This window comes from Pseudomonas sp. Root562, from assembly GCF_001427125.1.
Classification (GTDB): domain Bacteria; phylum Pseudomonadota; class Gammaproteobacteria; order Pseudomonadales; family Pseudomonadaceae; genus Aquipseudomonas.
Map to the genome: position 1 here is coordinate 267,439 of NZ_LMGK01000023.1, position 23,734 is coordinate 291,172.

Genomic DNA, 23,734 nt, shown 5'->3' on the forward strand with positions numbered 1-23,734 from the left:
AACTCGTTTTGCTCGTTTGTTCGGGCGCTTCAATACACGTTGTTGCCACGTGCCTTGAGGCACTCCTATTCAGTTCGACGCACGGTAGAGTCCGTGCGCATCGATGTAGGCCAGGACCGCGTCGGGCACCAGGAAACGTACCGACTTACCGCTGGCCAGCAGTTGACGGATCTGGGTGGCGGATACCGCGAGCGGTGTCTGCCAGACGAATGCAATCTGTCCGCTCGGCCCTTTGAGGGCCAGCGGGTCGCTCACCGAGCGCGCTGCCAGCAGGTTGCGCAAGGCATCCGGCGGTTCGCTGTCGGCATCCGGGCGTTGCAACACCAGGATATGGCAATGCTGGAGCAACTCTTCCCAGCGGTGCCAAGTGGGCAGGCCGCAAAATGCGTCCCAGCCCAAAAGCAGAAAAACCTGGGTCTCGGCGGCCATTTCGGCACGCATCAACTCCAGGGTATCAATGGTGTAGGACGGTTTGTCCCGCTGCAATTCGCGGGCGTCCACCACCAACGGTGCCACACCGGCCACCGCGCACTCGACCATCGCCAGACGGTCCTTCGCCGACACCTGCGGCGTATTCCGATGGGGCGGCCTGGCACTCGGTGTCAGGCGCAGCTCATCGAGGCCCAGGGTCTCGGCAACTTCCAGCGCACCGCGCAAATGACCGATGTGCACCGGGTCGAACGTTCCACCCAGCACGCCAATACGGCGAGGCACTGGCTCGCTGACGGTCGACGGGGCTGACGGGTCGAAGTCGCCCAAGTCAGACCGGCTCCTGTCCGCGCAACTGGCCATCACCGACCACGATGTACTTCTCGCAGGTCAGTCCTTCGAGGCCGACCGGGCCGCGGGCGTGCAGCTTATCAGTAGAAATGCCGATCTCGGCACCCAATCCGTATTCGAAGCCATCGGCAAAGCAGGTCGGGGTGTTGATCATCACCGACGACGAATCGACTTCAGCCACGAAACGCCGGGTGTCGCCCTGGTGTTCGCTGACAATCGAATCGGTGTGGTGCGAGCCGTAATGGTTGATGTGCTCTATAGCCTGTTCCAGCCCGTCGACCACGCGGATCGACAGAATCGCGTCGAGGTACTCGGTACTCCAGTCATCGAGGGTGGCCGGCACGGCATCGATGATTGCCCGGGTGCGTTCACAGCCACGCAGCTCGACGCCTTTCTCGCGGAACTGGGCCGCCATCACCGGCAGAAAATCTTTGGCGACGGTTTGGTCGACGAGCAGCGTTTCCATGGCACCGCAGATGCCGTAACGGTAGGTTTTGGCGTTGAACGCGATGCGCTGGGCCTTCGCCAGGTCGGCGTGTTCGCTGACGTAAACGTGGCAAATGCCGTCCAGGTGTTTGATCACTGGCACGCGAGCATCTCGACTGACGCGCTCGATCAGGCCGCGACCGCCGCGAGGCACGATGACATCGACGTATTCAGGCATGGTGATCAGCGCGCCGACGGCGGCACGGTCAGTGGTTTCGACCACTTGCACCACCGCGGCCGGCAATTCGGCCTCTGCCAGTCCGCGCTGGATGCAGGCAGCGATGGCACGATTGGAATGAATGGCCTCCGACCCGCCACGCAGAATGGTCGCGTTGCCGGATTTCAGGCACAGGCTGGCGGCATCGATGGTGACGTTCGGACGGGATTCGTAAATGATCCCGATGACGCCCAAGGGCACGCGCATCTTGCCGACCTGGATACCGGACGGACGGAAACTCATGTCACGGATCGCTCCGACCGGGTCCGGCAGCGCGGCCACCTGGCGCAAACCGACGATCATGCTGTCAATACGCGCCGGCGTCAGCGCCAGGCGTTCAAGCAAAGCCGGTTCAAGACCGTTGGCGCGGCCGGCTGCCAAGTCCAGCTCATTGGCTGCGGTCAACTCGGCGCGGGCGGCGTCCAGTGCGTTGGCGGCGGCCTGCAAGGCGCGGTTTTTCTGCGCAGTGCTGGCGCGGCCAATCACGCGGGAAGCTTCGCGGGCGGCGCGACCCAAGCGGGTCATGTAGTCAAGAACGGACTCAGTCATGGTCTGGGCGTGGTCTTTTCTAAGGTCTTGGTAAAGAGTAAAGCGGCAGATTATAGCTGTCGTGCCTCCTGACTAACAGCGGTGACGGGCGGATGGTCGAAATGGAGAGCAAATTGCCGACGTTCAGCCGGGATTAAGCTGCAAATTGTTATCATCACCACTCAATCAGCCCTGATAAACACTGTTCATCATGTCCAATCTGACTGTCCGAACGTCCGCCATGAGCCTGCCCACGGGCCTTGCGGACGCATTTTTCGACCGCGACGCGCAAATTCTTGCCCGGGACCTGCTCGGGAAAGTCATTCGGCATCGGGTCGACGGACTGTGGCTCAGCGCAAGGATCATTGAAACCGAAGCCTATTACTGCGCCGAAAAAGGCAGTCATGCGTCGCTCGGCTACACAGAAAAACGTAAGGCTTTGTTTCTGGATGGCGGTCACATTTATATGTATTACGCCCGGGGTGGCGACTCCCTGAACTTCAGCGCCCAAGGTCCGGGCAACGCAGTGCTGATCAAATCGGCTTACCCGTGGGTCGACGACGTGAGCGGCCCGGCGAGCCTGGCGCAGATGCTGTTGAACAACCCCGACGCCCGGGGCCGCCCTCGCCCACCGCAAAAGCTCTGCGCCGGGCAAACCCTGCTGTGCAAGTCGTTGGGGCTGAAGGTACCGGTCTGGGATGCCAAGCGCTTCGACCACGAGGTGCTGCTGGTTGAAGATGTCGGCCAGTCCCCTGCCCACGTTATCCAGACCACGCGCCTGGGCATCCCCCATGGACGAGATGAACATCTGATGTACCGCTTTGTCGACTCGGCCTACGCTGCCTGGTGCACACGGAACCCGCTGCGACGGGGTCAGGTCGAAGGGCGCGACTATTTTATGCTGGGCTGAATGCTGACCAACACTGACTCCTGTGGGAGCGGGTGTATTCAGAGTGATGTGTTCTCAACAGGATCAACTGAACATTCAATGGAGTTGTCTTTATGGGCCAATGGCTCGATAGCGTGACCGGTTGGCTGACGGTCAACCCGCAATGGCTGGCGGCAGCGGTTTTCATCGTGGCCTTTGTCGAATGCCTGGCGATTGCCGGCCTGATCGTGCCCGGCACGGTGTTGCTGTTTGCCGTCGCGGTACTGGCAGGCAGTGGGGCGTTGTCGCTGAGTGAAACGCTATTGCTGGGCTTCCTCGCCGGCGTGTTGGGCGATGTGGTGTCGTATTTCCTGGGGCGCCACTTCCACCAGAACATCCGGCGCCTGCCAGGCTTGCGTCATCACCCCGAGTGGATCGCCGGGGCGGAGTCATACTTCCAGCGCTACGGCATCGCCAGCCTGTTGGTCGGACGCTTTATCGGCCCGTTGCGCCCGATGCTGCCGATGGTGGCCGGCATGTTCGACATGCCCTTCCCGCGTTTCTTCGCCGTCAGCCTGTTGGCTGGCGCGGGTTGGTCGGTGGCCTATCTGCTGCCGGGTTGGGCCACCGGGGCAGCGATCCGCCTGCCGCTGCCTGAAGGTTTCTGGCCTGAGGCCGGGATCGTCGCCGGCGCCATCGCCGTGATGGTCGGATTGAGTGCAACCAGCAGTTTGCGCCGACATCGCAACGCCACCGTTTTCATTACCGGGATGAGCCTGCTGATTCTCGCCGGGCTGTTCGTCGGTTATCCACACCTGACCGCGCTGGATCAAGGCGTGATGGCCCTGGTGCAGGAGCATCGCAAACCCGCACTCGATGAAGTGGCCGTCGTCCTCACGCTGATCGGCGAATTCCACATCATGCTGCTGTTCAGTGCCTTGCTGGTGGCGCTTCTGCTGATCACCCGACAATGGCGCCAGGCGATCTTCGCTTGCGGCACGTTGCTGTGCACTGCGCTGGCCAATACCGTGACCAAAGGCTTTTTCGCCCGCGTGCGGCCGGAAGTGCTGAGCGATCCCCTGACCAGCTACAGCATGCCCAGCGGTCATGCATCCGGCGCATTTGCGCTGTTCCTGACTCTGGCCGTGCTGGCGGGACGCGGACAACCGCCGCGGATGCGTCTGACCTGGTTGCTGGTGGCTTGTTTGCCAGCACTGGCAATTGCCCTGTCGCGGGTTTATCTCGGCGCGCACTGGCCAACCGATGTATTGGCCGGTGCGATGCTGGCGGCCTGCGTCTGCGCGGCCAGCCTGTGGCTGAGCCAGCGCAAGGTTCAGCTCAATTCCATGCCACCGAAGGTCTGGTGGCTGATCTTGCCGTCGCTGGTGGCTCTGTTCGGGTTCTTTGTGTTGCGGCATTTGCCGCATACGATGCTGCGGTACGCCTATTAACCAGCCTCAGGCAAACAGCTCGCCCTGCAACTCGTCCAGCAGCGCCTGGATCGCATCCAGCCGCTGTTGCGGATCATCGAGTTGCAGCAGGTCGATCTTGTCCAGTTCGGCGAACGGCAACAGGTAAGCCAGCTGATTGGCCAGCGATTGCTGACCGGTCGCTTCGGTTCCCATGTTCAGCGCTTCGACCATCGGGTGTTCAGCCAAGGCCTTGAGCAATGCCACCAGATCGGCATCCTCGTCCTGCAGCGGCTGTTCCGGCTCCTCGTCGAGCCACTCGACCTCTGCCACGATCAACTGATCACGTTGCAGTTCGGTGCGCAGAATGTTGAAGCGCCGGCCACCCTGAACCCGAATCCCCAACAGACCATTGTCCTGTGTCTTGAAATCGGTGATCAGCGCCTCACACCCCACCAGCGCGTACCCCGCCGGAGCGATGCCGACTTCTTCGCCCTCCAGGATGCAGACCACGCCGAAGCCGCCGCCCTGTTTCATGCAGCGACCGATCATGTCCAGGTAGCGCGCCTCGAAAATCTGCAAGTCGAGGATGCAGCCGGGAAACAACACTGTATTGAGTGGGAAAAGCGGCAGACTCATAGACATTTCCTTACACCACCATCGACACCGCCAACGGCAGCAACACCGCCGTGGCCACGCCCATCAGACTCATCGCCAGCGCCGCGAAGGCGCCACATTCTTCACTTTCCTGCATTGCCACCGCCGTGCCGACAGCATGGGCGGTCATGCCCAGCGCCATACCCCGAGCCTCGGGGCTGTGGACGCCGAGCCGGGTCAACAGACTCGGACCAAAGATCGCGCCGATCACACCGGTAATCAACACGAACACCGCAGCCAATGCCGCGACGCCACCGATCTGTTCGGCCACCAACATCGCAATCGGCGAAGTGACCGACTTCGGTGCCATGGTCATCAGGATCATGTGTTCAGCACCGAACCACCAACCCAGAAGCACGCCAAGGGCTGTGGCAACCACTCCGCCTATCACCAGCGTAGTAAAAATCGGCCAGAACAACTGCCGAATCCGCCGCAGATTAAGGTAAAGCGGCACCGCCAGCGCGACCGTCGCCGGGCCGAGCAGGATGCTGAGGATCTCGGTGCTCTTGCGGTACTCGACATAAGTCAGGCCGCAGCCCACCAGCACACCGATCACCAGCAACATGGAGACCAGCACCGGCTGCAAAAAGATCCAGCGGGTTTTCTCGTAGGCCGCCAGTACCAGTTGATAGGCGCCGAGGGTGATGCCAATGCCGAACAGGGGATGGTGGATCACCGACGCCCAGGCGCCATGCCAGTCGAAGATCATTGGTTGTCCTCTGGGTGAACATGACGTTTGACCAGTCGCTGCATCAACACACCGGCGAAAGCCATCGACAGCAACAGCGACAAAAACAGTGCACCGACAATGGCCCAGAAATCCGCGGCGATGTCGGCGGCATACACCATCACACCCACCGCCGGGGGCACCAGCAACAAGGGCAGATAACGCAACAGACTGCTGGCCGCCAGGTTCAGCGGCTCACCGACCTGGCCGCGACTGATCAGAAACACCAGCAACAGCAACAGGCCGATGATTGGACCTGGCAGGAACGGCAGCAGCAAATGGTTGATCGCGGTGCCGAGCAATTGGAACAGCACCAGCCAGGTCAGGCCACGTAACAACATCTTTCATCTCCCGCAAAATCCGTCATCCGCATTGGCCTGGGCATTATAAGCATGCCTGCCCTATACAACGGCATTCGCCAAAAGCATGGTCGGTTGACCGGAGCAAATTGCCATGTTGATCTAAAGTGGTAATCCGGGAGGTCAAATCCCCCCCACTCAAAACTATAAAAGCGATGAACCCAAGGAGAGTCTCAATGCCCTATGTTCCAGTTGCAGAGCTCAAAGATTATGTCGGGAAGGAACTTGGACGTTCCGAATGGCTCACCATCGATCAGGCGCGAATCAACCTGTTCGCCGAAGCCACTGGGGATTATCAGTTCATCCATGTCGACCCGGTCAAAGCCGCACAAACGCCATTTGGCAGCACCATTGCCCACGGCTTCCTGTCGCTGTCACTGATTCCAAAACTGATGGAAGACATTCTCGTCATGCCGCAAGGCCTGAAAATGGTGGTCAACTACGGCCTGGACAGCGTGCGCTTCATTCAGCCGGTCAAGGTCGATTCGAAAGTGCGCCTCAAGGTCGACCTGACCGAAGTCACCGAGAAAAAGCCTGGCCAATGGTTGCTCAAGGCCACCGCCACCCTGGAAATCGAAGGCTCGGAGAAACCGGCGTATATCGCCGAACCGTTGTCACTCTGCTTCGTGTAAACCTTCCGGAATGCGAAGCAGCGCCCGCTGTTTCGCGCCCCCAGCCATTCTATCGACTGTATATGGACACATAGCTGCGGCATACTCGGTCGCCTAATTGCCCGGAACCCGCTATGCGCTCACTTGCACTCATTGCCTTGACCCTGATGCTCACCGCTTGCGGAGACGGCGAATCGCTGTTGCCCCCTGATGCGCGGCTGCCGGACGGCGGACGCTATCGTGGCGACATGGTCAATGGCTTGCTGCAAGGCCAGGGCCGGATCGACTACCCGAATGGCAGCTGGTACGCCGGTGAGTTCGATAAAGGCCAATGGCACGGCCAGGGTGAATGGCACGGCAGCAATGGCGAGGTCTATCGCGGGCAATTCAATCAAGGGTTGTTCGACGGCCAAGGCGCCTTGAGCACCAACGGCAGCCGTTACAACGGCGGTTTCAAACTGGGCCGGCGCAACGGTGAAGGCACCCTCAAAGAAAACGGCATGACCTACCGCGGCGAGTTCAAGGCCGATCAGTTTTCCGGGCTCGGCCGCCTCGAACTCGAAGACGGCAGCGCCTACCAGGGCCAGTTCGCCCACGGCAAACCCAATGGCGAGGGCCAGCGCGGCGACGCCAGCGGCAACCAGTACAGCGGGCACTTCGTCGACGGTCAGCTGGAAGGCAAGGGAACCTTCAACAGTGCCGACGGCGATATCTACGTCGGCGGTTTCAAGAACAATCAACTGGACGGGAAAGGTCGCTACGAAAACGCCGACGGCGACGTCTGGCTGGGTCTGTTCAAGGAAGGTTCGCTCAACGGCAAAGGCGAGTTGATCGGTGCAGACGGCAGTCACTACATCGGCCATTTCAACGACTGGCGCTTCAGCGGTCAGGGGCGACTGAACCTGGCCGACGGCAGTTTCTACATCGGCCAGTTCGACAACGACACCTATCAGGGCCGCGGCACTCTGGTGCTGACCGATGGTTCGGTGCTCAGCGGTATCTGGGTCAACGGCCAGCGAGTGCGCGATGCCGATGGCAAGCTGCTGCCGGACACGCTCGAACTCGGTTTGCTGGCCCAGGGGCGTCTGCTCGAAGAAGCGCTGGGCGGTGTGCCGGCCTCGACGCCAGCGGTGGAACTGTACACCCTGACCCTCGGCGGCGATGGCAAACAGAGTGTGTTCCTGCGTGAATCCGACTATGTCGCCAATATGCTCAACAGTCGTTTCGGCGCCTTTGGCCAGATCCGCCTGGTCAACCATCGCGACCACCTCGGCGACCGCCCGATGGCCACCCGGGAGAACCTGCGCCGCGCTGCGCTGACCCTGGCCGAACGCAGCGGTCCCGAAGACCTGATATTCATTTACCTGACCAGCCATGGCACCAGCGAACACGAGCTGGTACTCGACCAGCCGCGCATGGAGCTGGCCGATCTGCCGGCCGATGAACTGGCGGCCGTCCTCGCTCCGCTGAAGAACCGCGACAAGGTCATCGTGATTTCGTCCTGCTACTCCGGCGGTTTCATCCCAGCCCTCAAGGACGAGCGCACCCTGATCATGACTGCTTCGCGGGCCGACCGCGTGTCGTTCGGCTGTTCGGAGGAAGCCAACTTCACCTACTTCGGCGATGCCTTGTTCGCCCAGGCGCTGAACCAGACCGACGATCTGGAACAAGCCTTCAAACTGGCCAGGGCCACCGTCGCCGAGCGGGAGCTGGCCGACAACTTCGAAGCCTCCGAACCGCAGATCTGGGCGCCAAAAACCGTCCTTTCGCACTGGCAGTTGCTTCGTAAACAACAGGCAAGAAAAGCACTGCAAAGTGTCTCGATCGACAGCAAGGACGCAAAGAGCAACTAAGCTGACAGTATCAAGGGAGAAACACTATGTACTTGACGCCTCAGCATGTGCTGCTTGCCGGAGCCACCGGCCTGACCGGTGAACATTTGCTTGATCGCTTGCTCAATGAGCCAACGATTACGCGGGTTTTGGCCCCCTCACGCCGGCCATTGGCCGAACATCCTCACCTTGAAAACCCGGTAGGCGACCCTGCGGAGTTTCTGCCGCAACTCAATGGCCGTGTCGACATCGCCTATTGCTGCCTCGGCACGACCATCAAAAAAGCCGGTTCCGAAGAGGCGTTCCGCGCGGTGGATCTGGACATGGTCGTGGCGTTCGCCAAACGAGCCCGGGAAATGGGAGCGCGACACCTGATCGTGATCAGCGCCTTGGGAGCCGATCGCAGATCCTCGATTTTCTACAACAAGGTCAAGGGCGAAATGGAGCACGCATTACGCGCGCAAAACTGGCCGCAATTGACGATTTGCCGGCCATCGCTGCTGCTGGGCGAGCGCATCGAGCCGCGCTTTGCCGAGAAAGTCGCCGGTCCACTGTCTCGGCTGATTCCCGGCAAATACCATGGCATCGAAGCCTGCCAACTGGCCCGCGCCATGTGGCGCCTGGCTCTGGAGGAGCAGGATGGGGTGCGGATTGTCGAGTCGGATGAACTGCGAAAACTCGGCAAATAGTTCAGTGGTGACTGGCTTTGCGGCCTTGCGGCCCCAAGGCAATTCAATGTCTTCTCTTTAGCATCGCCTCCGCGCGCTGTCGCGGTTTGCCTGCTGATTCGTCGTTGCATTAGTTCCGGCTCAATATTGCAGTCGCGCACACACCACGTGGGCGACTGGGTCTGGATACATCATCTAACGAATGCCACAAATATATACCGCACACACTCTTCCTCCCTCAATAAAACTTATGGAGAACCACCATGACAACCCACTCTAAAACCAACGCACAAACTAAAAAAGCGGCACTCAAACCATGTCAATACACTTCATACCTATCGAGAATGATCTAACACAGCCAACAAACATTCGCATCACCGAAACTTATCCATTACCTGCGGCAGAAGTCGGCTTATACAACACCGTAGATCAGCAGCGTCGGCGGAGGCTGACCCTTCAGGATCAACAACATGGCCCTGTGCGCATTGGCGAGTTCACCATTAGTCGCCAGGACCTGTATGAAATGGGCGCCAGACTCAATGGACAGGTGATCGACGCAAGTCATCCGATTCAACTCGAGCCCGACCAGACGTTCATAAACGCCGTGCAATTTGATCCGGTCAAGATCGAAAGCAGGCTGCAATCCCCTCAACACAGCGACACTTGCGCGGGGCTGTTGTTTGAACTTGGCGTTCTGCGCTCGGCCAGCGCCCCATCTTTGCTTTCAGCATCCTCCTCCAACTTGTCAGCGTCCATGCAGAACCTTGGCAAACTCTTGGGCTCCGCCCAGCAACTCACATTAAATACCCCATCACTGCCGGAGAATCTGCCGAGCTGGGCCGACAAGGTCAAAAGCCGCGGCATGACCAGCATGGGTGTCGGGCTACAGGGCTACGGTATCTACAGCGGGATCATGGGCACCGCAGAGGCATTGAAGAAAGGTGACCTGGGTGAAGCGGGCATCAACGTCGGCGGGATCACTGCCGAGATGGGTTCTTTGTTCCTCGAGCGGGGGCTGGAAAACATTGGCAGAAACATGATGCTCAGTGGCGGCAAGGTATTCACAGGGTTCAGCACAACCAGTGCCGGCAAGTATCTGGCACGCGGAGCCGGCCTGCTTGCCAGCATCCTGACGCTTCCGTTCGATATCTACACCGCCATCAAAGCGTTCAATGACGCCGCCAGCGCCACCGGCAAAGAGGCTCGGGATCACTACTTCAATGCAGCGCTCAGCCTGACCAGCGCCGGGCTGAGCATTGTTCTGGGCATCGCAGCACTTGCCGGTTTCAGTGCTGCGGGTCCGATAGGCATTGCCGCAGGTGCCGTGCTTATTCTCGGCGCAAGGATCTACGGCGCCGCCCGCCAGGTTGATGACATCGACGATTACATTACGTTGAGCACTCACGAACGCTTGCGCTCGGGTTGGTTTGCATTCACCGGGCAAACCATGGATCAAGACATCCTCGACCGCTACCTCGTCGCCAAAACCGACAGCAACTATGGCGAGTTGCTGAGAAAGACGGCCCGAGGCTGGCTGGATAGCGAATTGAAAGACACGGTCGAAGCGGTCGTGTTAGGCAGCTATCAAGTCGAATTGCAGTCCGTCAGACATTGGAAATACCAGTGGGACGAAGCCGGCGGCGAAAGTCCCTACATCGAGGAAAAGGAAGCGGTCATCAAAGAAACCGACGACGCGTTCGATGCCAGTGAAGGTATCAGCCACATTCCGGGCGCAATCCTCGGCAGCGCGGGCGAACACAAGGCGATCCTCTGGCAACTGGGAGGCGGCAATGACACGGTTGTGGGAGTCAGGGACAAACCCAACCAGTTCAGCTACGGCGCGGGGAAAAAGACTCTAACCGGTGGCGACAAGGACGATTTTTTCAGTTTTCGGATAGCCGACGACACGCTCCGGCCTAGCGATCTGTCAGGCAGTCGGCTGCGCGGTGGCGAGGGCAATGACACGTTGCAACTGGAGGGTAGGATCTCGCGGGACAAGCCGCATCAGGGCGTGCACATCAACCTGCAGACAGGGCAACTGAACCTGCGCGCCAGCCCCGATACTCCGCCGCTACGCTTTGAATCAATAGAGGCTCTGGAAACACTGGCGGACGTCCCGAATAGCATCACCGGCAGTTCGCAGGCGGACCGAATCGTCCTGCGCGGAAACGCGGACATTGCCGACACCGGCGCGGGTGTCGACACGATTGTGATCAAAGGGCCAAACAGCCAGGTCAACGGCGGCCCTGGCGAAGATCACTACATCATCGCCGACAAAACCGGTGCCACCACACTGATCGAAGATGGCCAGGACCCCAGCCTCATAGACCTCGACTGGACGCTCGAACGCATTCAAGGCTGGCGGGTCGAAGGGACTTCACTGGTGCTGTCCGCCCTTGACGGCATCGATGGAGAACTGCCGCAGATCACCGTCAAGGTCAAAGGCGTGTATCGCCAGGAAGCGGACAAACGCCTGCTGCAGAACGACAAACTGATAGTGCGCACCAGGGATCTCTACTCACTCAAACCTGACTTGCCGCAACAGCTCGATGGCGACGTCAGCGTCGACGTCAACGCAATCATCCTGGCGCGGGGCAAGCCTGCAACCCCGCCGCAACTGTTGAAGGGAGGAGACTATGTCGCCTCCAGCGCACCGCACTCAAGCTACTTCGTCCATCGACATTTGGCGTCGACCGTACTGGCTGTCCGGCACGTGAGCGAAACAACGCTCAGCACACTTTTCCTGGACTACGACAGTCATGAAATAGAAGCCGTAGAGGCTGACTACACGATCAGGTCAACCCGCAACATCAACTCCGACTACCTGCGCTACCAAGACGTCAACTTGACCTTGCGTTTCACGGATCAAAAGCGCCTGACGCTCAAAGACATGGCCCGTAATCGCCCTGGGGTTGGTAGCAATGTCATGGGCAACCTGATCGCGTCGGGGCTGATGCCCACACACAACTTTGTGCTCATCATGCGCGACGCAATCTCCTATCGGGTAGGACTGCCGCACCATTCCTATCTTGAAGACCAACTCCAACAGGGTCACAGGACTGTATTGACGCCCGGCTCGCTGGTTGAGCGCAGCGGTCACTACCTGATCCAGCAACCCGCTGCCCACCCGCCCACCGTGCTTAAACCGCAGGACCTGCGTGTGGACATCCAAGCCGCGCCGCAGGCCGGCATTCTCGTGCTGGAGGGACAGGCCGCGACCTACGACATTCATCCGGCGGCCGACACCATCCTCAGGCTGTCGACTTCGGTCTCGATAGCCACTGCCATCGGTACCTCAACATGGAATATTCATACACAGCACCTGAGTGAGACGATCGGCCGCGAGCACATCCACCTGAGCGGCGCACAACTATGGGTCGGTCACATCCTTGTTCTGCTGCCCAATGACGAGACCGGTGAAGCGCTGATGGAAACGGTGCGTGTGTTCACCTCATCCGGTCACCGATACGACGTCGAACAGGAATTTGCCGTGGTGCTTCTGGCAGAAATCAATGCCCAGGCCTATTCCAGCATCGACGCGATCCAGGCAGAGATCAGCCTGCATCGCCAAGGCAACGAACCGATGACCGACCTGGTGCTCATCCGCCATCTGCAATTGCGTGACGATGACCGCAAAGCCATTTACTACGACAGCGTCGCCGAGGACTGGACGCTCGAAGGTGACTGGTCGCGCAAGCTGCAACATGAGGACATGCACATCGCGCGCGCCCCCGTGAATGAAACCCCAATGGATCAATGATCGAATTGCGCCACACCTGATCTCATTCAAACAACGAAGCGGCTGCCGCTTCCACACTGGAAAGGATTCCAACATGGCACCCAAACCACCGATAACTTCGATACCCAAAATCAACCTGCCTGAGCTGCCGACGACGACCCCGCCGCGACTGCAAACGGATGCGTCGCTGCCGCCTCCCCGTGTGAACACAGGGCTGGAGGCGATGCAACCTGCTGCGGGATGGGCTGATGGCACACCCCATGCGCCTGGGCTGACACCCGGCCTGTTGCCCGATGTCCCGCAGCCGATACAAACACAGGCACTCGCTGGGTCCACGGTGCCGACACGTCCTCTCGGCAATGATCCGTTGAATGGGTTTCGAGTGTCGGTCTACTCGGCAAACACGTTGCCCCCGCCAAACGACGCTGGCTTGCGAATCCATGCCCAACGCCTGTACGCCGACATCCCGGGCAACGGTACTGTCCAAGTCAGCTATGACGCCGGCACGAACACATACCGGGCACAACGTCGCTTCGAAGTAACTCCCAGCGGACCGGTATTGCACCTGAACAACGATGGAAAAAAATGGAGCCTCGATCCCCCCGCCCCGCCGCCGGTAAACATGTCAACGACTGCTATCGCCCCACGCATCTACCTTGATAGCACACACTATGTCTGGAACCCGGACGCAACAAACCTTCAGGGATACGTCGTTCTGCATCGAAAAAGAGGCCTGGACGCACACGTAGGACCCGAAACCCATATAGCTTTTCAGGATGACAACGGTTCGTTCGTCAAAGTCGAACCGGGCTCGACTCCGATCGACCAGCCGGCGGCCAAGCTAGCGGCGTGGACCGACCGTGAACTGTGGGATATGTACGATCTTTCCGGTAGTGATATCACCCGTTTCCGCGACGAAGTCACGGTCACCGGGATGAAGCCGCGATGGGCCTCCATTCGACAGGAGCGGCTTCAGAAATCGTATCTTCTCGATGAACTTCGCCGCTGGTTGGCGCCACATATGAGCCGGGATGAATTTAACCGGCGAATGGAGCCTCTGAACTATTCGGTCGAGCAATGGGCGGCGCAACTCGACAGGGTCAGTCTCGATTCGGTCGCCAGGCGCCAACGTGAAGTACACAAACGCAAGCTGGACAACCCGCAAGCGCAAACCGGAGCCGAGGCACAACGCCCACGCCTGGCGGACGAGCAATACCCCAAAGCGGATAGTCCCGCAGTGCCCGACTACATTACGAAGTCCGTTGAGTACGGAGCATTGAGAGACCAACTGATCGAACAACTTCGATCCCTGACAAGTACGGGACCCGCCGCGAAATCGCGGGAGGAGATTACCCGCCAGATTCAACCCTACAACCTGTCGACACGACAGCTCTCACGACTGGTCAGTGACATGCAGGCCCAAGGGCGCATTCCCCAGTGGGCTGAGGACCTCAGACATTCTTCCATGGACGAAACCAACCCTCATCGGTTCGATGAAGTCTACGAAGAACTGCTGCCCGAGATACTGCACCTCAGAAACCAGTCAACCGGCAACATAGCCTTCTCCGACAACTTCACCCGTCCATTTCTCAACGCCCTGCTCACAAAGGCCGGTTACCAGCGCAACAAATACAACTGTTTATACAGAACCGATATTCCGGCCATGTTCAGGGGGGACGACCGCAACCCCTTCGAGTTTTTCGAGGATCACATGCGCCCACGCCAGAAACACGGTATTGGATCAACCACACAAAAAGCCGTGAGCGCAACGTTCAGTCTGTCGGAGGCATATGTACATGCTCGCAGCGCTCCAGACGTGGAAGCGTTGCTGTATGACACTCAGCATCACAAATACCCAGGGGAATTAATCGACTACAGCGGAGCCGGCAGATACGAAGAAAGAGGCAAAAGTAGCAGTGACGACAGTTCATCCAGCAGTGACGATAGTTCATCCAGTAGCGACGACAGTTCATCCAGCAGCGACGAGGACAGCTCAGGTATCCCGCTCTTGCGTTTCCATGACAAACACTACATCGCAAAAAGGCAAAATCAGCGCATCGGGTTTACCTATTTGCTCGACACCCGCAATATTGAAGTTGTGCCTGGCGAAGAAAACCTGGCTTTCAATGCCTATGCGCGAACCGAAAAAAAGCCCGGTGAAAAGATCTGGTTTCCCGACGATTCATATGAAGGCCATATTTCAATGTCTGCACGCGGCTTGAGTGCTGACCGGATCTGGCTGATCAACTCGAACGGGACACGTGCAGCGAAGGTCAATGACATCTGCGCCCTGTACCTGAGTCAGCCCGAGTCCGCCAGGCACAGACCCAGTGCGGGCCCCATTGAAGAAAGAACATGGAGCGGTGACGACAACGAGTGGGAATATGACGACTTGATTGATCAGGCCGCAACCCTGGGCAAACCTGTCATCGAACTTCCTGACGGGGAAATATACTCAAACGACATCGCGTTTCCTTAAGGTCCGCTCTGATCAGTGTTAAACAAGACCGGCCCTCGACTTCCGGGAGCCGGTCATCTTTCAGGCCACTGCGCGCAACGCTTTCCTACAACCCTCCGGTCGCCTGAAAACTCACGCCAATCACCGTCAATAACGACAACGGCAACAGCAGCGTGTCGAGCAAGGCACTGGCCGGCAGATCGACGCCGGGATAGCTCGGGGCTTCGGCGCCGAAACGGTCCATGGCGCAACAGCCGCCATTCATCGCATACAGATCCAGCCGCGTTCCGGCGTATACCACCGGCGCTCCAGGCTTGGCGGCATCCAGCGTTCGCGCCGTGGCACAGCCAGCCAATTGCAGCGCCAGGACAATCGTCAGTAACTTATTCATCGCTGGTCAGATGGTGCTCGCCCCAACGCGGCAGCATGTCCTGGGGAATGTTCAGCAAATTGAGGATTCGCGCCACGACAAAATCGATCAGGTCGTCGATGGTTTGCGGCTGATGATAAAAACCCGGCGAGGCCGGTAATATCGTCACGCCCATGTTCGACAGCTTGAGCATGTTCTCCAGATGAATGCTCGAATACGGCGCCTCGCGCGGCACCAGAATCAACTGGCGACGCTCCTTGAGCGTGACGTCGGCGGCACGCTCGATCAGGTTGTTGCAGGCACCGTTGGCGATGGCCGACAAGGTGCCGGTCGAGCATGGCACCACCACCATCGCCGCCGGTGAGCCGGAGCCCGAAGCCACCGGCGACATCCAGTCCTCCTTGCCATACACGCGGATCTGCCCGGCAGCGGCGCCGGTGTATTCGGTGAGGAAGGCCTGCATCATCTGTGGCTTGGCCGGCAAGGTGACGTCGGTTTCGGTGGCCATCACCAATTGCGCGGCCTTGGAAATCAGGAAGTGCACTTCGCGATCTTCGCGCACCAGGCAATCGAGCAGGCGCAAGCCGTACTGCGCGCCGGAAGCACCGGTCATCGCCAGCGTGATGCGGTCCGGACCGTTGTTCATTGCAGCGCCTCGGCGAGTTTGCCGTGCAGGCCACCGAAACCGCCGTTGCTCATGATCACCACGTGAGTGCCCGGCTGCGCCTGGCTCTTCACGCGCTCGATGATGCCTTCCAGCGAATCGCTGACAATCGACGGCACGGTGCACAGCGCTGCAGTGGCTGCCAGATCCCAGCCGAGATTGCCCGGCGCATACCAGATCACCTGATCGGCATCGACCACGCTTTCCGGCAAACCGTCACGGTGTGCGCCGAGTTTCATGGAGTTGGAGCGTGGCTCGATGATCGCGATCAATGGCGCGTCGCCAATGCGTTTGCGCAAGCCGTCGAGGGTGGTGGCGATGGCGGTCGGGTGATGAGCAAAGTCGTCATAAATGGTAATGCCACGGACTTCTGCGACTTTTTCCATGCGCCGCTTCACGCTTTTGAAGACACTCAGCGCCGCGATGCCCATGGACGGCACCACACCGACGTGGCGCGCGGCGGCCAATGTGGCCAGCGCGTTGGCGACGTTGTGCTGGCCGGTCATGTCCCATTCCACCACGCCCTGGGAAACGCCTTCGAACATCACTTCGAAGGCCGAACCGTCTTCGCTCAACAACTTGACCTGCCACTGTCCACCGGCACCGGTGGTTTGCACCGGGGTCCAGCAGCCCATCTCAATGACCCGCTGCAAGGCAGGCTCAGTGGTGGGATGGATCACCAGGCCTTCGCTCGGGATGGTCCGCACCAAATGATGGAACTGGCGTTCGATGGCCGGTAGGTCCGGGAAAATATCGGCGTGGTCGAATTCCAGGTTGTTCAGGATGGCCGTGCGTGGACGGTAGTGAACGAACTTGGAGCGCTTGTCGAAGAACGCACTGTCGTATTCATCCGCTTCAATGACAAAAAACGGTGTATCGCCCAGACGCGCCGAGACCGAGAAGTTCTGCGGCACGCCACCGATCAGGAAACCCGGGCTCATGCCCGCGTGTTCCAACACCCAGGCAAGCATGCTGCTGGTGGTGGTTTTACCGTGCGTGCCGGCAACCGCGAGCACCCAGCGACCTTGCAGCACGTGATCGGCCAGCCATTGCGGGCCGGAGACGTAAGGCAGGCCTTTGTTCAGCACGTACTCGACCGCCGGATTGCCACGGGACATGGCGTTGCCGATCACCACCAGATCCGGTGCCGGATCGAGCTGCGCCGGGTCGTAGCCTTGGGTCAGTTCAATGCCTTGCGCCTCGAGTTGCGTGCTCATCGGCGGGTAGACGTTGGCATCGGAGCCGGTCACGTGATGGCCCAGCTCTTTGGCCAGAACCGCCATCGAACCCATGAAAGTGCCGCAGATACCAAGAATATGAATGTGCATAGTCGACCTCGTAAAACATGGCCGCAGGTTAGCTTAGGGTGGGAAAATTCGCACCTTGTGTTTCCACTTCTCGGACGCACTGATGTTCGCTCCCACGCTCCGCGTGGGAATGCAGCAAGGGACGCTCTGCGTCCCAAAAGCGGACGCAGAGCGTCCAGGGAGGCATTCCCACGCGGAGCGTGGGAACGATCAGCTATGCGGAGCGGGCGATGCCGTGTTTTCGCAGCTTGCGATAGAGGGTATTTCGGCTAACACCCAAATGCTCAGCCGTATGAGTCATGTGCCACCGCGTCTGCTCCAGTGCATTCAACAGCGCCAGACGCTCGGCATCCTCCAGCGGATGCTCCGCTGGCTCCTCGATAGCTTGCGCTACCGCCGGCCGGGCCTGTCGAATCATCAACGGCAAATCCTCCAACCCGATCCGCCCGCCATCACACAAGGCCGCCAACGTACGCAGCACATTGCGCAACTGCCGAACGTTCCCCGGCCAGGCGAAACCGAGCAAGGCCTGGCGCGCCGGCCCATCAATCAACACCGTTTCACCGCGCGCTTCTTCGGCCAGCAAAAAGTCGAGCAACTGTGATTTGTCACTGCGTTCGCGCAATGGCGGCAGTGCGACTTCCAGCCCATTGAGCCGGTAATACAGGTCTTCACGGAAGCTGCCGTCCTGCACTCGCTCAAGCAGATTGCGGTGCGTGGCGCTGATGATCCGCACATTGACCGATTCCGGCTCTCCTCCGATTGGCACGACCTGCCGGTCTTCCAGCACCCTTAACAACCGTGTCTGCAAGGCCAGCGGCATATCGCCGATTTCATCCAGGAACAAAGTACCGCCATCGGCCTGCTGTAACTTGCCGCGCATGCCCTCCTTGCGCGCGCCGGTGAAGCTGCCAGCGCGATAGCCGAACAATTCGCTCTCGATCAAGCTTTCGGGGATAGCTGCGCAGTTGAGGGCAACGAAGGTTTTTTCCGCGCGTTGACTGGCTTGATGCAGCGCTTTGGCGAAGGCCTCTTTGCCCGAGCCGGTTTCACCGTTGATCAACAGCGGCACGTCCCGCTCGTAAACGCGCAAGGCCTTGCGAAAATCCGCCTGCAAGCCGCTATCGCCCAGGCAGATGCCAGGCATCGCAGCCCGATCTTCAACAACGGAGGCTGGCTTCAGTGGCACAGGTACGCGCCGCGACTCGCCACGCAGCACGGCAAACAGCCGGCGCCCATCACGGGTGCGCAGTGGCCAACTCGCACTGGCCTGGCTGCTGGCGCGGCCGAGCAATTCATCCAGCGAGCAATCGAAAAACGCTTCAACCGGTTTGCCGAGCAAGCCGCCGCGCACAAACCCCAGCAGGTTCAGGGCACTTTGGTTGACCGCACTGATCCGTCCTTCACCATCAAACGCCAGCAATCCTTCACTGAACAAGCCGACGGACTCGGCCTGCAAATGAAAACGCAGCAGCCACTGGTTGTCGAAACAACGCAGGAAATAGCAGCTCTCAATCATCTTCGCCGAAAGATTGACCAGCGCCATGGTGTGAAACTGACTCTGACGCGAGACATCGTGCCGTGCCGAGGACACATCGAGCACCGCCAGCAGTTCGCCATGCGGGTCGAACACCGGGCTCGCCGAACAGGTCAGGCCGGTGTGACGGCCACGGAAGTGTTCGTCCTGGTGAATGGTCAGCGCCTGGCGCTCTACCATGCAGGTACCGATACCGTTGGTGCCTTCGCAGGCCTCGCTCCAGTCGGCGCCGAGCCAGAGGCCGGCACGCTCGAAAATCTTCCGTTCGGCGGGGGCCGTCACGCAGTTGAGGATCACGCCGCGCGCATCGGTCAACAGCACCGCATGGCCGGCGCCTGAGAGTTGCTGATGCAGGCTGGTCATTTCGTTGCCGGCGATGTGCAGCACTTGTTGCAAGCGTTCGCGGCTTTCGAGGACGCGCCCATGCTCAAGCACCGTCGGCGCCATGCTCAGGGCCGGGTCAAGGTGATAGTCCTCAAGACAACGCAGCCAGGAACGGGCGATGGACGGATCGCTGCCTGGACCGTGCAGGTGGGTTTTCCCCTGCGTGACGGTCAATACTTGCTGGGCATGGCGACTCAAATGGTTGTCGTGCATTTCTTATTGTTCTCCCCGAGAGCAGTGCCGCCCCTTTCAGGCCTGGCACACGCCTTGTGGCGAGGGAGCTTGCTCCCGTTCGAGTGCGAAGCGCTCGCCAGAACCTGACCGGTAGACATTTTGGAGCCGCTTCGCAGCCCAGCGGGAGCAAGCTCCCTCGCCACAAAAAGGATTATCCGCGCGGCATCCTGCGGCCGAGCATCCTCCAGCCCGGCGCGCATTGCAATGCTGGCGAGACCCATCAGTCACAAGCTGTGCCATAAGCGGTACAAACTGTCACAGGGGCTGTACCGAAAGCGTCACAGCCGTCACCCGCCCGTCCGGGAAAAATCGTCCAAGGCCTTGATTTGCCTGAGCTGCAGGGCAATGGCCCGACCTTTGCTCTACGCTTATAGCAAGCGCACATGCGCGACTCCCTATAAGCACAAAAGCAAGGAGAGACCACCATGCGTTACGCTCACCCCGGTACTGAAGGCGCTATCGTTTCGTTCAAGAGCAAATACGGTAACTACATCGGCGGCGAGTTCGTCGCGCCTGTCAAAGGTCAGTACTTCACCAATACTTCGCCAGTCAATGGCCAACCGATTGCCGAATTCCCCCGTTCCACGGCCGAAGACNCCCCGGTACTGAAGGCGCTATCGTTTCGTTCAAGAGCAAATACGGTAACTACATCGGCGAGTTCGTCGCGCCTGTCAAAGGTCAGTACTTCACCAATACTTCGCCAGTCAATGGCCAACCGATTGCCGAATTCCCCCGTTCCACGGCCGAAGACATCGACAAGGCCCTGGACGCTGCCCACGCGGCCGCCGATGCCTGGGGCGCCACGTCCGCCCAGGCCCGCTCGCTGGTGCTGCTGAAAATCGCCGACCGCATCGAACAGCATGCCTGCGCGCCCAGGAAGGCAGCGCCGCAGAAATCGACGGCAACACCGTGGCCTATCACATCCATGAACCGCTGGGCGTGGTCGGGCAGATCATCCCSTGGAACTTCCCGATCCTGATGGCCGCRTGGAAACTCGCCCCGGCRCTGGCCGCCGGCAACTGCGTGGTGCTCAAGCCTGCCGAGCAAACRCCGCTGGGCATTACCGTGCTGGTCGAACTGATCGGCGACCTGCTGCCACCGGGCGTGCTGAACATCGTGCAAGGCTTCGGCAAAGAAGCCGGYGAAGCGCTGGCCACCAGCAAGCGCATCGCCAAGATYGCCTTCACYGGCTCGACCCCGGTCGGCTCGCACATCATGAAATGCGCGGCGGAAAACATCATTCCGTCCACCGTGGAGCTGGGTGGCAAGTCGCCGAACATCTTCTTCGAAGACATCATGCAGGCCGAACCGTCGTTCATCGAAAAAGCCGCCGAAGGCCTGGTGCTGGCGTTCTTCAACCAGGGCGAAGTCTGCACMTGCCCATCCCGGGCGCTGGTGCAAGAGTCGATCTACGACGAGTTCATGGCCGTGGTGATGAAGAAGGTCCTGCAGATCAAACGTGGCGACCCGCTGGACACCGACACCATGGTCGGCGCCCAGGCGTCCGAGCAGCAATTCGACAAGATCCTTTCGTACCTGGAAATCGCCAAGGGCGAAGGCGCCGAACTGCTGACCGGCGGCAAGGTGGAAAAACTCGAGGGCAACCTGGCGAGCGGGTATTACATCCAGCCGACRCTGCTCAAGGGCACCAACAAGATGCGCGTGTTCCAGGAAGAAATCTTCGGCCCGGTGGTGAGCATCACCACCTTCAAGGACGAAGCCGAAGCCCTGGCGATTGCCAACGACACCGAGTTCGGCCTCGGCGCCGGCCTCTGGACCCGCGACATCAACCGCGCCTATCGCATGGGCCGCGCCATCAAGGCCGGTCGTGTGTGGACCAACTGCTACCACCTGTACCCGGCGCACGCCGCGTTCGGCGGCTACAAGAAATCCGGCGTCGGCCGTGAAACCCACAAGATGATGCTCGATCACTATCAGCAGACCAAAAACCTGCTGGTGAGCTACGACATCAATCCGCTGGGCTTCTTCTGATYCGGCGCGATTAGCCTTGCGCGAACTGGAACAAGCCTTTCNACACCGAGTTCGGCCTCGGCGCCGGCCTCTGGACCCGCGACATCAACCGCGCCTATCGCATGGGCCGCGCCATCAAGGCCGGTCGTGTCTGGACCAACTGCTATCACCTGTACCCGGCGCACGCCGCGTTCGGCGGCTACAAGAAATCCGGCGTCGGCCGTGAAACCCACAAGATGATGCTCGATCACTATCAGCAGACCAAAAACCTGCTGGTGAGCTACGACATCAATCCGCTGGGCTTCTTCTGATTCGGCGCGATACCGCGTAACGGCTATCGCGGGCAAGCCTTGCTCCTACAGACCGCGCAAATCTGTAGGAGCCGGCTTGCTGGCGATGGCATCCGCAAACACACCGCAAATCATCGCCCTGCCGCCCTGGCACGGGCTTTGCTTGCCCGCATTACACGCAACCGCAGTGCCCGAAAGTCCACAAGAGCAAAAAACCAGAGAGGACTTATGACTATTCCTTCCACACAGCTCAAACCCACACTCGGCACCCTGCATTTATGGGGCATTGCCGTCGGCCTGGTGATTTCCGGCGAGTACTTCGGCTGGAGTTACGGCTGGGGCACCGCAGGAACCCTGGGCTTTCTCGTCACCGCGCTGATGGTGGCGACGATGTACACCTGCTTCATCTTCAGTTTTACCGAGTTGACGACGGCGATTCCCCACGCAGGCGGACCATTTGCCTACAGCCGCCGGGCCTTCGGCGAGAAAGGCGGATTGATCGCCGGTATCGCCACCCTGATTGAATTCGTCTTTGCGCCCCCGGCCATCGCCATGGCCATCGGCGCCTACCTCAACGTGCAGTACCCGGAACTGGACCCGAAGCTCGCGGCAGTCGGCGCCTACTTCATCTTCATGACCCTCAATATCCTCGGTGTCGGTATCGCGGCTGCCTTTGAATTGGTGGTCACTGTATTGGCCGTCGCCGAACTGCTGGTGTTCATGGGCGTGGTTGCGCCGGGGTTCAGCTTCAGCAACTTCGTACTCAACGGCTGGTCGGGCTCCAATGAGTTCACGATAGCGTCGATTCCCGGCATTTTCGCGGCCATTCCCTTCGCCATCTGGTTCTTTCTCGCCATTGAAGGCGCGGCCATGGCGGCCGAAGAAGCCAAGGACCCGAAACGCACGATTCCCCGCGCTTACGTCAGCGGCATTTTGACCCTGGTGTTCCTGGCCATCGGTGTGATGGTGATGGCCGGGGGTGTCGGCGACTGGCGTCAACTGTCGAACATCAACGACCCGCTGCCCCAGGCCATGAAAGCCGTGGTCGGCAACGATTCGACCTGGATGCACATGCTCGTGTGGATCGGCCTGTTCGGCCTGGTGGCTAGTTTCCATGGGATCATTCTTGGCTACTCGCGACAGTTCTTTGCCTTGGCCCGCGCCGGCTACCTGCCACGCGGCCTGGCCAAGCTTTCGCGGTTCCAGACCCCGCATCGGGCGATTCTCGCCGGTGGCGTGATCGGCATCGCCGCCATCTACAGCGATGGCCTGGTCAACCTGCAGGGCATGACCCTGACGGCGGCGATGATCACCATGTCGGTATTTGGCGCGATCGTGATGTACATCATCAGTATGCTGAGCCTGTTCAAGCTGCGTAAAACCGAGCCGAACCTGGAACGCACCTTCCGTGCACCGGGCTACCCGATCGTACCGGGCATCGCGCTGTTTCTGGCCGTGGTGTGCCTGGTGGCGATGGCGTGGTTCAACACCTTGATCGGGTGTGTGTTCCTCGGCTTCATGGCCGCCGGCTACCTGTATTTCCAGCTGACCGCACGGCAACGTTCAGAGGCACCGACGGACGCTATGCTCGAAGGTATCTGAATGCACCGACGCCGGGCGCACGCCCTATTTGTGAGC

Annotated in this window: 17 protein-coding genes and 2 pseudogenes; 10 read left to right on the forward strand and 9 right to left on the reverse strand. The window is 59.8% G+C overall.

All coding sequences use genetic code 11. The annotated features are described in order from the left end of the window. Positions 1–69: 69 nt before the first annotated feature. A complete protein-coding gene (nadD, locus tag ASD60_RS20780; protein WP_162250584.1) occupies positions 70–714 on the reverse strand; it encodes a nicotinate-nucleotide adenylyltransferase in 645 nt (214 codons plus the stop codon). 46 nt (positions 715–760) lie between these two features. Next, positions 761–2,032, reverse strand: a complete 1,272-nt coding sequence (locus ASD60_RS20785) for a glutamate-5-semialdehyde dehydrogenase (protein ID WP_056855810.1) — start codon at positions 2,030–2,032, stop codon at positions 761–763. Positions 2,033–2,222: 190 nt separating this feature from the next. On the opposite strand from ASD60_RS20785, the gene ASD60_RS20790 reads away from it, so the two are divergent. Both ASD60_RS20790 and ASD60_RS20795 read left to right on the forward strand, forming a co-directional pair. Beyond that, complete coding sequence (locus tag ASD60_RS20790) at positions 2,223–2,921, forward strand: DNA-3-methyladenine glycosylase (protein WP_056855811.1); 699 nt, start codon at positions 2,223–2,225, stop codon at positions 2,919–2,921. A 92-nt stretch (positions 2,922–3,013) separates the two neighbouring features. Continuing rightward, positions 3,014–4,330, forward strand: coding sequence for a bifunctional DedA family/phosphatase PAP2 family protein (locus tag ASD60_RS20795; protein ID WP_056855812.1), 1,317 nt, complete (start codon positions 3,014–3,016; stop codon positions 4,328–4,330). Positions 4,331–4,336: 6 nt separating this feature from the next. Here ASD60_RS20795 and ASD60_RS20800 read toward each other — a convergent pair whose 3' ends face one another. Genes ASD60_RS20800 through ASD60_RS20810 form a run of 3 tightly spaced genes read right to left on the reverse strand, consistent with a single transcriptional unit; the run spans position 4,337 to position 6,013 of the window. Further along, a complete protein-coding gene (locus tag ASD60_RS20800; protein ID WP_056855813.1) occupies positions 4,337–4,927 on the reverse strand; it encodes an LON peptidase substrate-binding domain-containing protein in 591 nt (196 codons plus the stop codon). Positions 4,928–4,937: 10 nt separating this feature from the next. Next, positions 4,938–5,654: an LrgB family protein gene (locus ASD60_RS20805; RefSeq protein WP_056855814.1), complete on the reverse strand. Its 717-nt coding sequence runs from the start codon at positions 5,652–5,654 to the stop codon at positions 4,938–4,940. Next, positions 5,651–6,013 carry a CidA/LrgA family protein gene (locus tag ASD60_RS20810; protein ID WP_056855815.1) on the reverse strand — a complete coding sequence of 121 codons (363 nt, stop codon included), beginning with the start codon at positions 6,011–6,013 and terminating at the stop codon, positions 5,651–5,653. Before ASD60_RS20810 ends, ASD60_RS20805 begins: the two co-directional genes overlap by 4 nt. Before the next feature lie 194 nt (positions 6,014–6,207). Here ASD60_RS20810 and ASD60_RS20815 point away from each other — a divergent pair, with 194 nt between their 5' ends. The 5 genes from ASD60_RS20815 (at position 6,208) to ASD60_RS29200 (ending at position 15,360) form a co-directional block, all read left to right on the forward strand. Further along, positions 6,208–6,663, forward strand: a complete 456-nt coding sequence (locus tag ASD60_RS20815) for a MaoC family dehydratase (RefSeq protein WP_056855816.1) — start codon at positions 6,208–6,210, stop codon at positions 6,661–6,663. A gap of 113 nt (positions 6,664–6,776) precedes the next feature. Then, positions 6,777–8,495, forward strand: coding sequence for a C13 family peptidase (locus tag ASD60_RS20820; protein WP_056855817.1), 1,719 nt, complete (start codon positions 6,777–6,779; stop codon positions 8,493–8,495). A 26-nt stretch (positions 8,496–8,521) separates the two neighbouring features. Continuing rightward, entirely contained in the window at positions 8,522–9,163 is a 642-nt protein-coding gene (locus ASD60_RS20825; RefSeq protein ID WP_056855818.1) for an oxidoreductase, read from the forward strand. A gap of 502 nt (positions 9,164–9,665) precedes the next feature. Then, positions 9,666–12,902 (forward strand): calcium-binding protein, encoded by a 3,237-nt coding sequence (locus ASD60_RS20830; RefSeq protein ID WP_156386287.1) that lies wholly within the window; start codon positions 9,666–9,668, stop codon positions 12,900–12,902. A 73-nt stretch (positions 12,903–12,975) separates the two neighbouring features. After that, a complete protein-coding gene (locus ASD60_RS29200; protein ID WP_056855820.1) occupies positions 12,976–15,360 on the forward strand; it encodes a hypothetical protein in 2,385 nt (794 codons plus the stop codon). Between the two features lie 85 nt (positions 15,361–15,445). Here the strand turns inward: ASD60_RS29200 and ASD60_RS20840 are convergent, their stop codons facing one another. From ASD60_RS20840 to ASD60_RS20855, 4 genes are all read right to left on the reverse strand, one after another. Next, complete coding sequence (locus tag ASD60_RS20840; protein ID WP_056855821.1) at positions 15,446–15,730, reverse strand: YceK/YidQ family lipoprotein; 285 nt, start codon at positions 15,728–15,730, stop codon at positions 15,446–15,448. Continuing rightward, positions 15,723–16,355, reverse strand: coding sequence for a flavin prenyltransferase UbiX (gene ubiX / locus ASD60_RS20845; RefSeq protein WP_056855822.1), 633 nt, complete (start codon positions 16,353–16,355; stop codon positions 15,723–15,725). The genes ASD60_RS20840 and ubiX overlap by 8 nt, the downstream gene beginning before the upstream one ends. Next, complete coding sequence (gene mpl, locus ASD60_RS20850; RefSeq protein ID WP_056855823.1) at positions 16,352–17,701, reverse strand: UDP-N-acetylmuramate:L-alanyl-gamma-D-glutamyl-meso-diaminopimelate ligase; 1,350 nt, start codon at positions 17,699–17,701, stop codon at positions 16,352–16,354. Before mpl ends, ubiX begins: the two co-directional genes overlap by 4 nt. Positions 17,702–17,894: 193 nt before the next feature. Beyond that, entirely contained in the window at positions 17,895–19,814 is a 1,920-nt protein-coding gene (locus ASD60_RS20855) for a sigma-54-dependent Fis family transcriptional regulator (protein WP_056855824.1), read from the reverse strand. Between the two features lie 637 nt (positions 19,815–20,451). On the opposite strand from ASD60_RS20855, the pseudogene ASD60_RS20865 reads away from it, so the two are divergent. The 3 genes and pseudogenes from ASD60_RS20865 to eat all read left to right on the forward strand — a co-directional run bounded on the left by ASD60_RS20865 (position 20,452) and on the right by eat (position 23,698). Then, positions 20,452–21,827 (forward strand): annotated as a pseudogene (locus ASD60_RS20865) (aldehyde dehydrogenase family protein). Positions 21,828–21,869: 42 nt separating this feature from the next. Further along, positions 21,870–22,117: pseudogene (locus ASD60_RS20870) on the forward strand (aldehyde dehydrogenase family protein); the annotation flags it as partial. A 207-nt stretch (positions 22,118–22,324) separates the two neighbouring features. Further along, complete coding sequence (gene eat / locus ASD60_RS20875) at positions 22,325–23,698, forward strand: ethanolamine permease (protein WP_056855826.1); 1,374 nt, start codon at positions 22,325–22,327, stop codon at positions 23,696–23,698. The last annotated feature ends 36 nt before the right edge of the window (positions 23,699–23,734 follow it).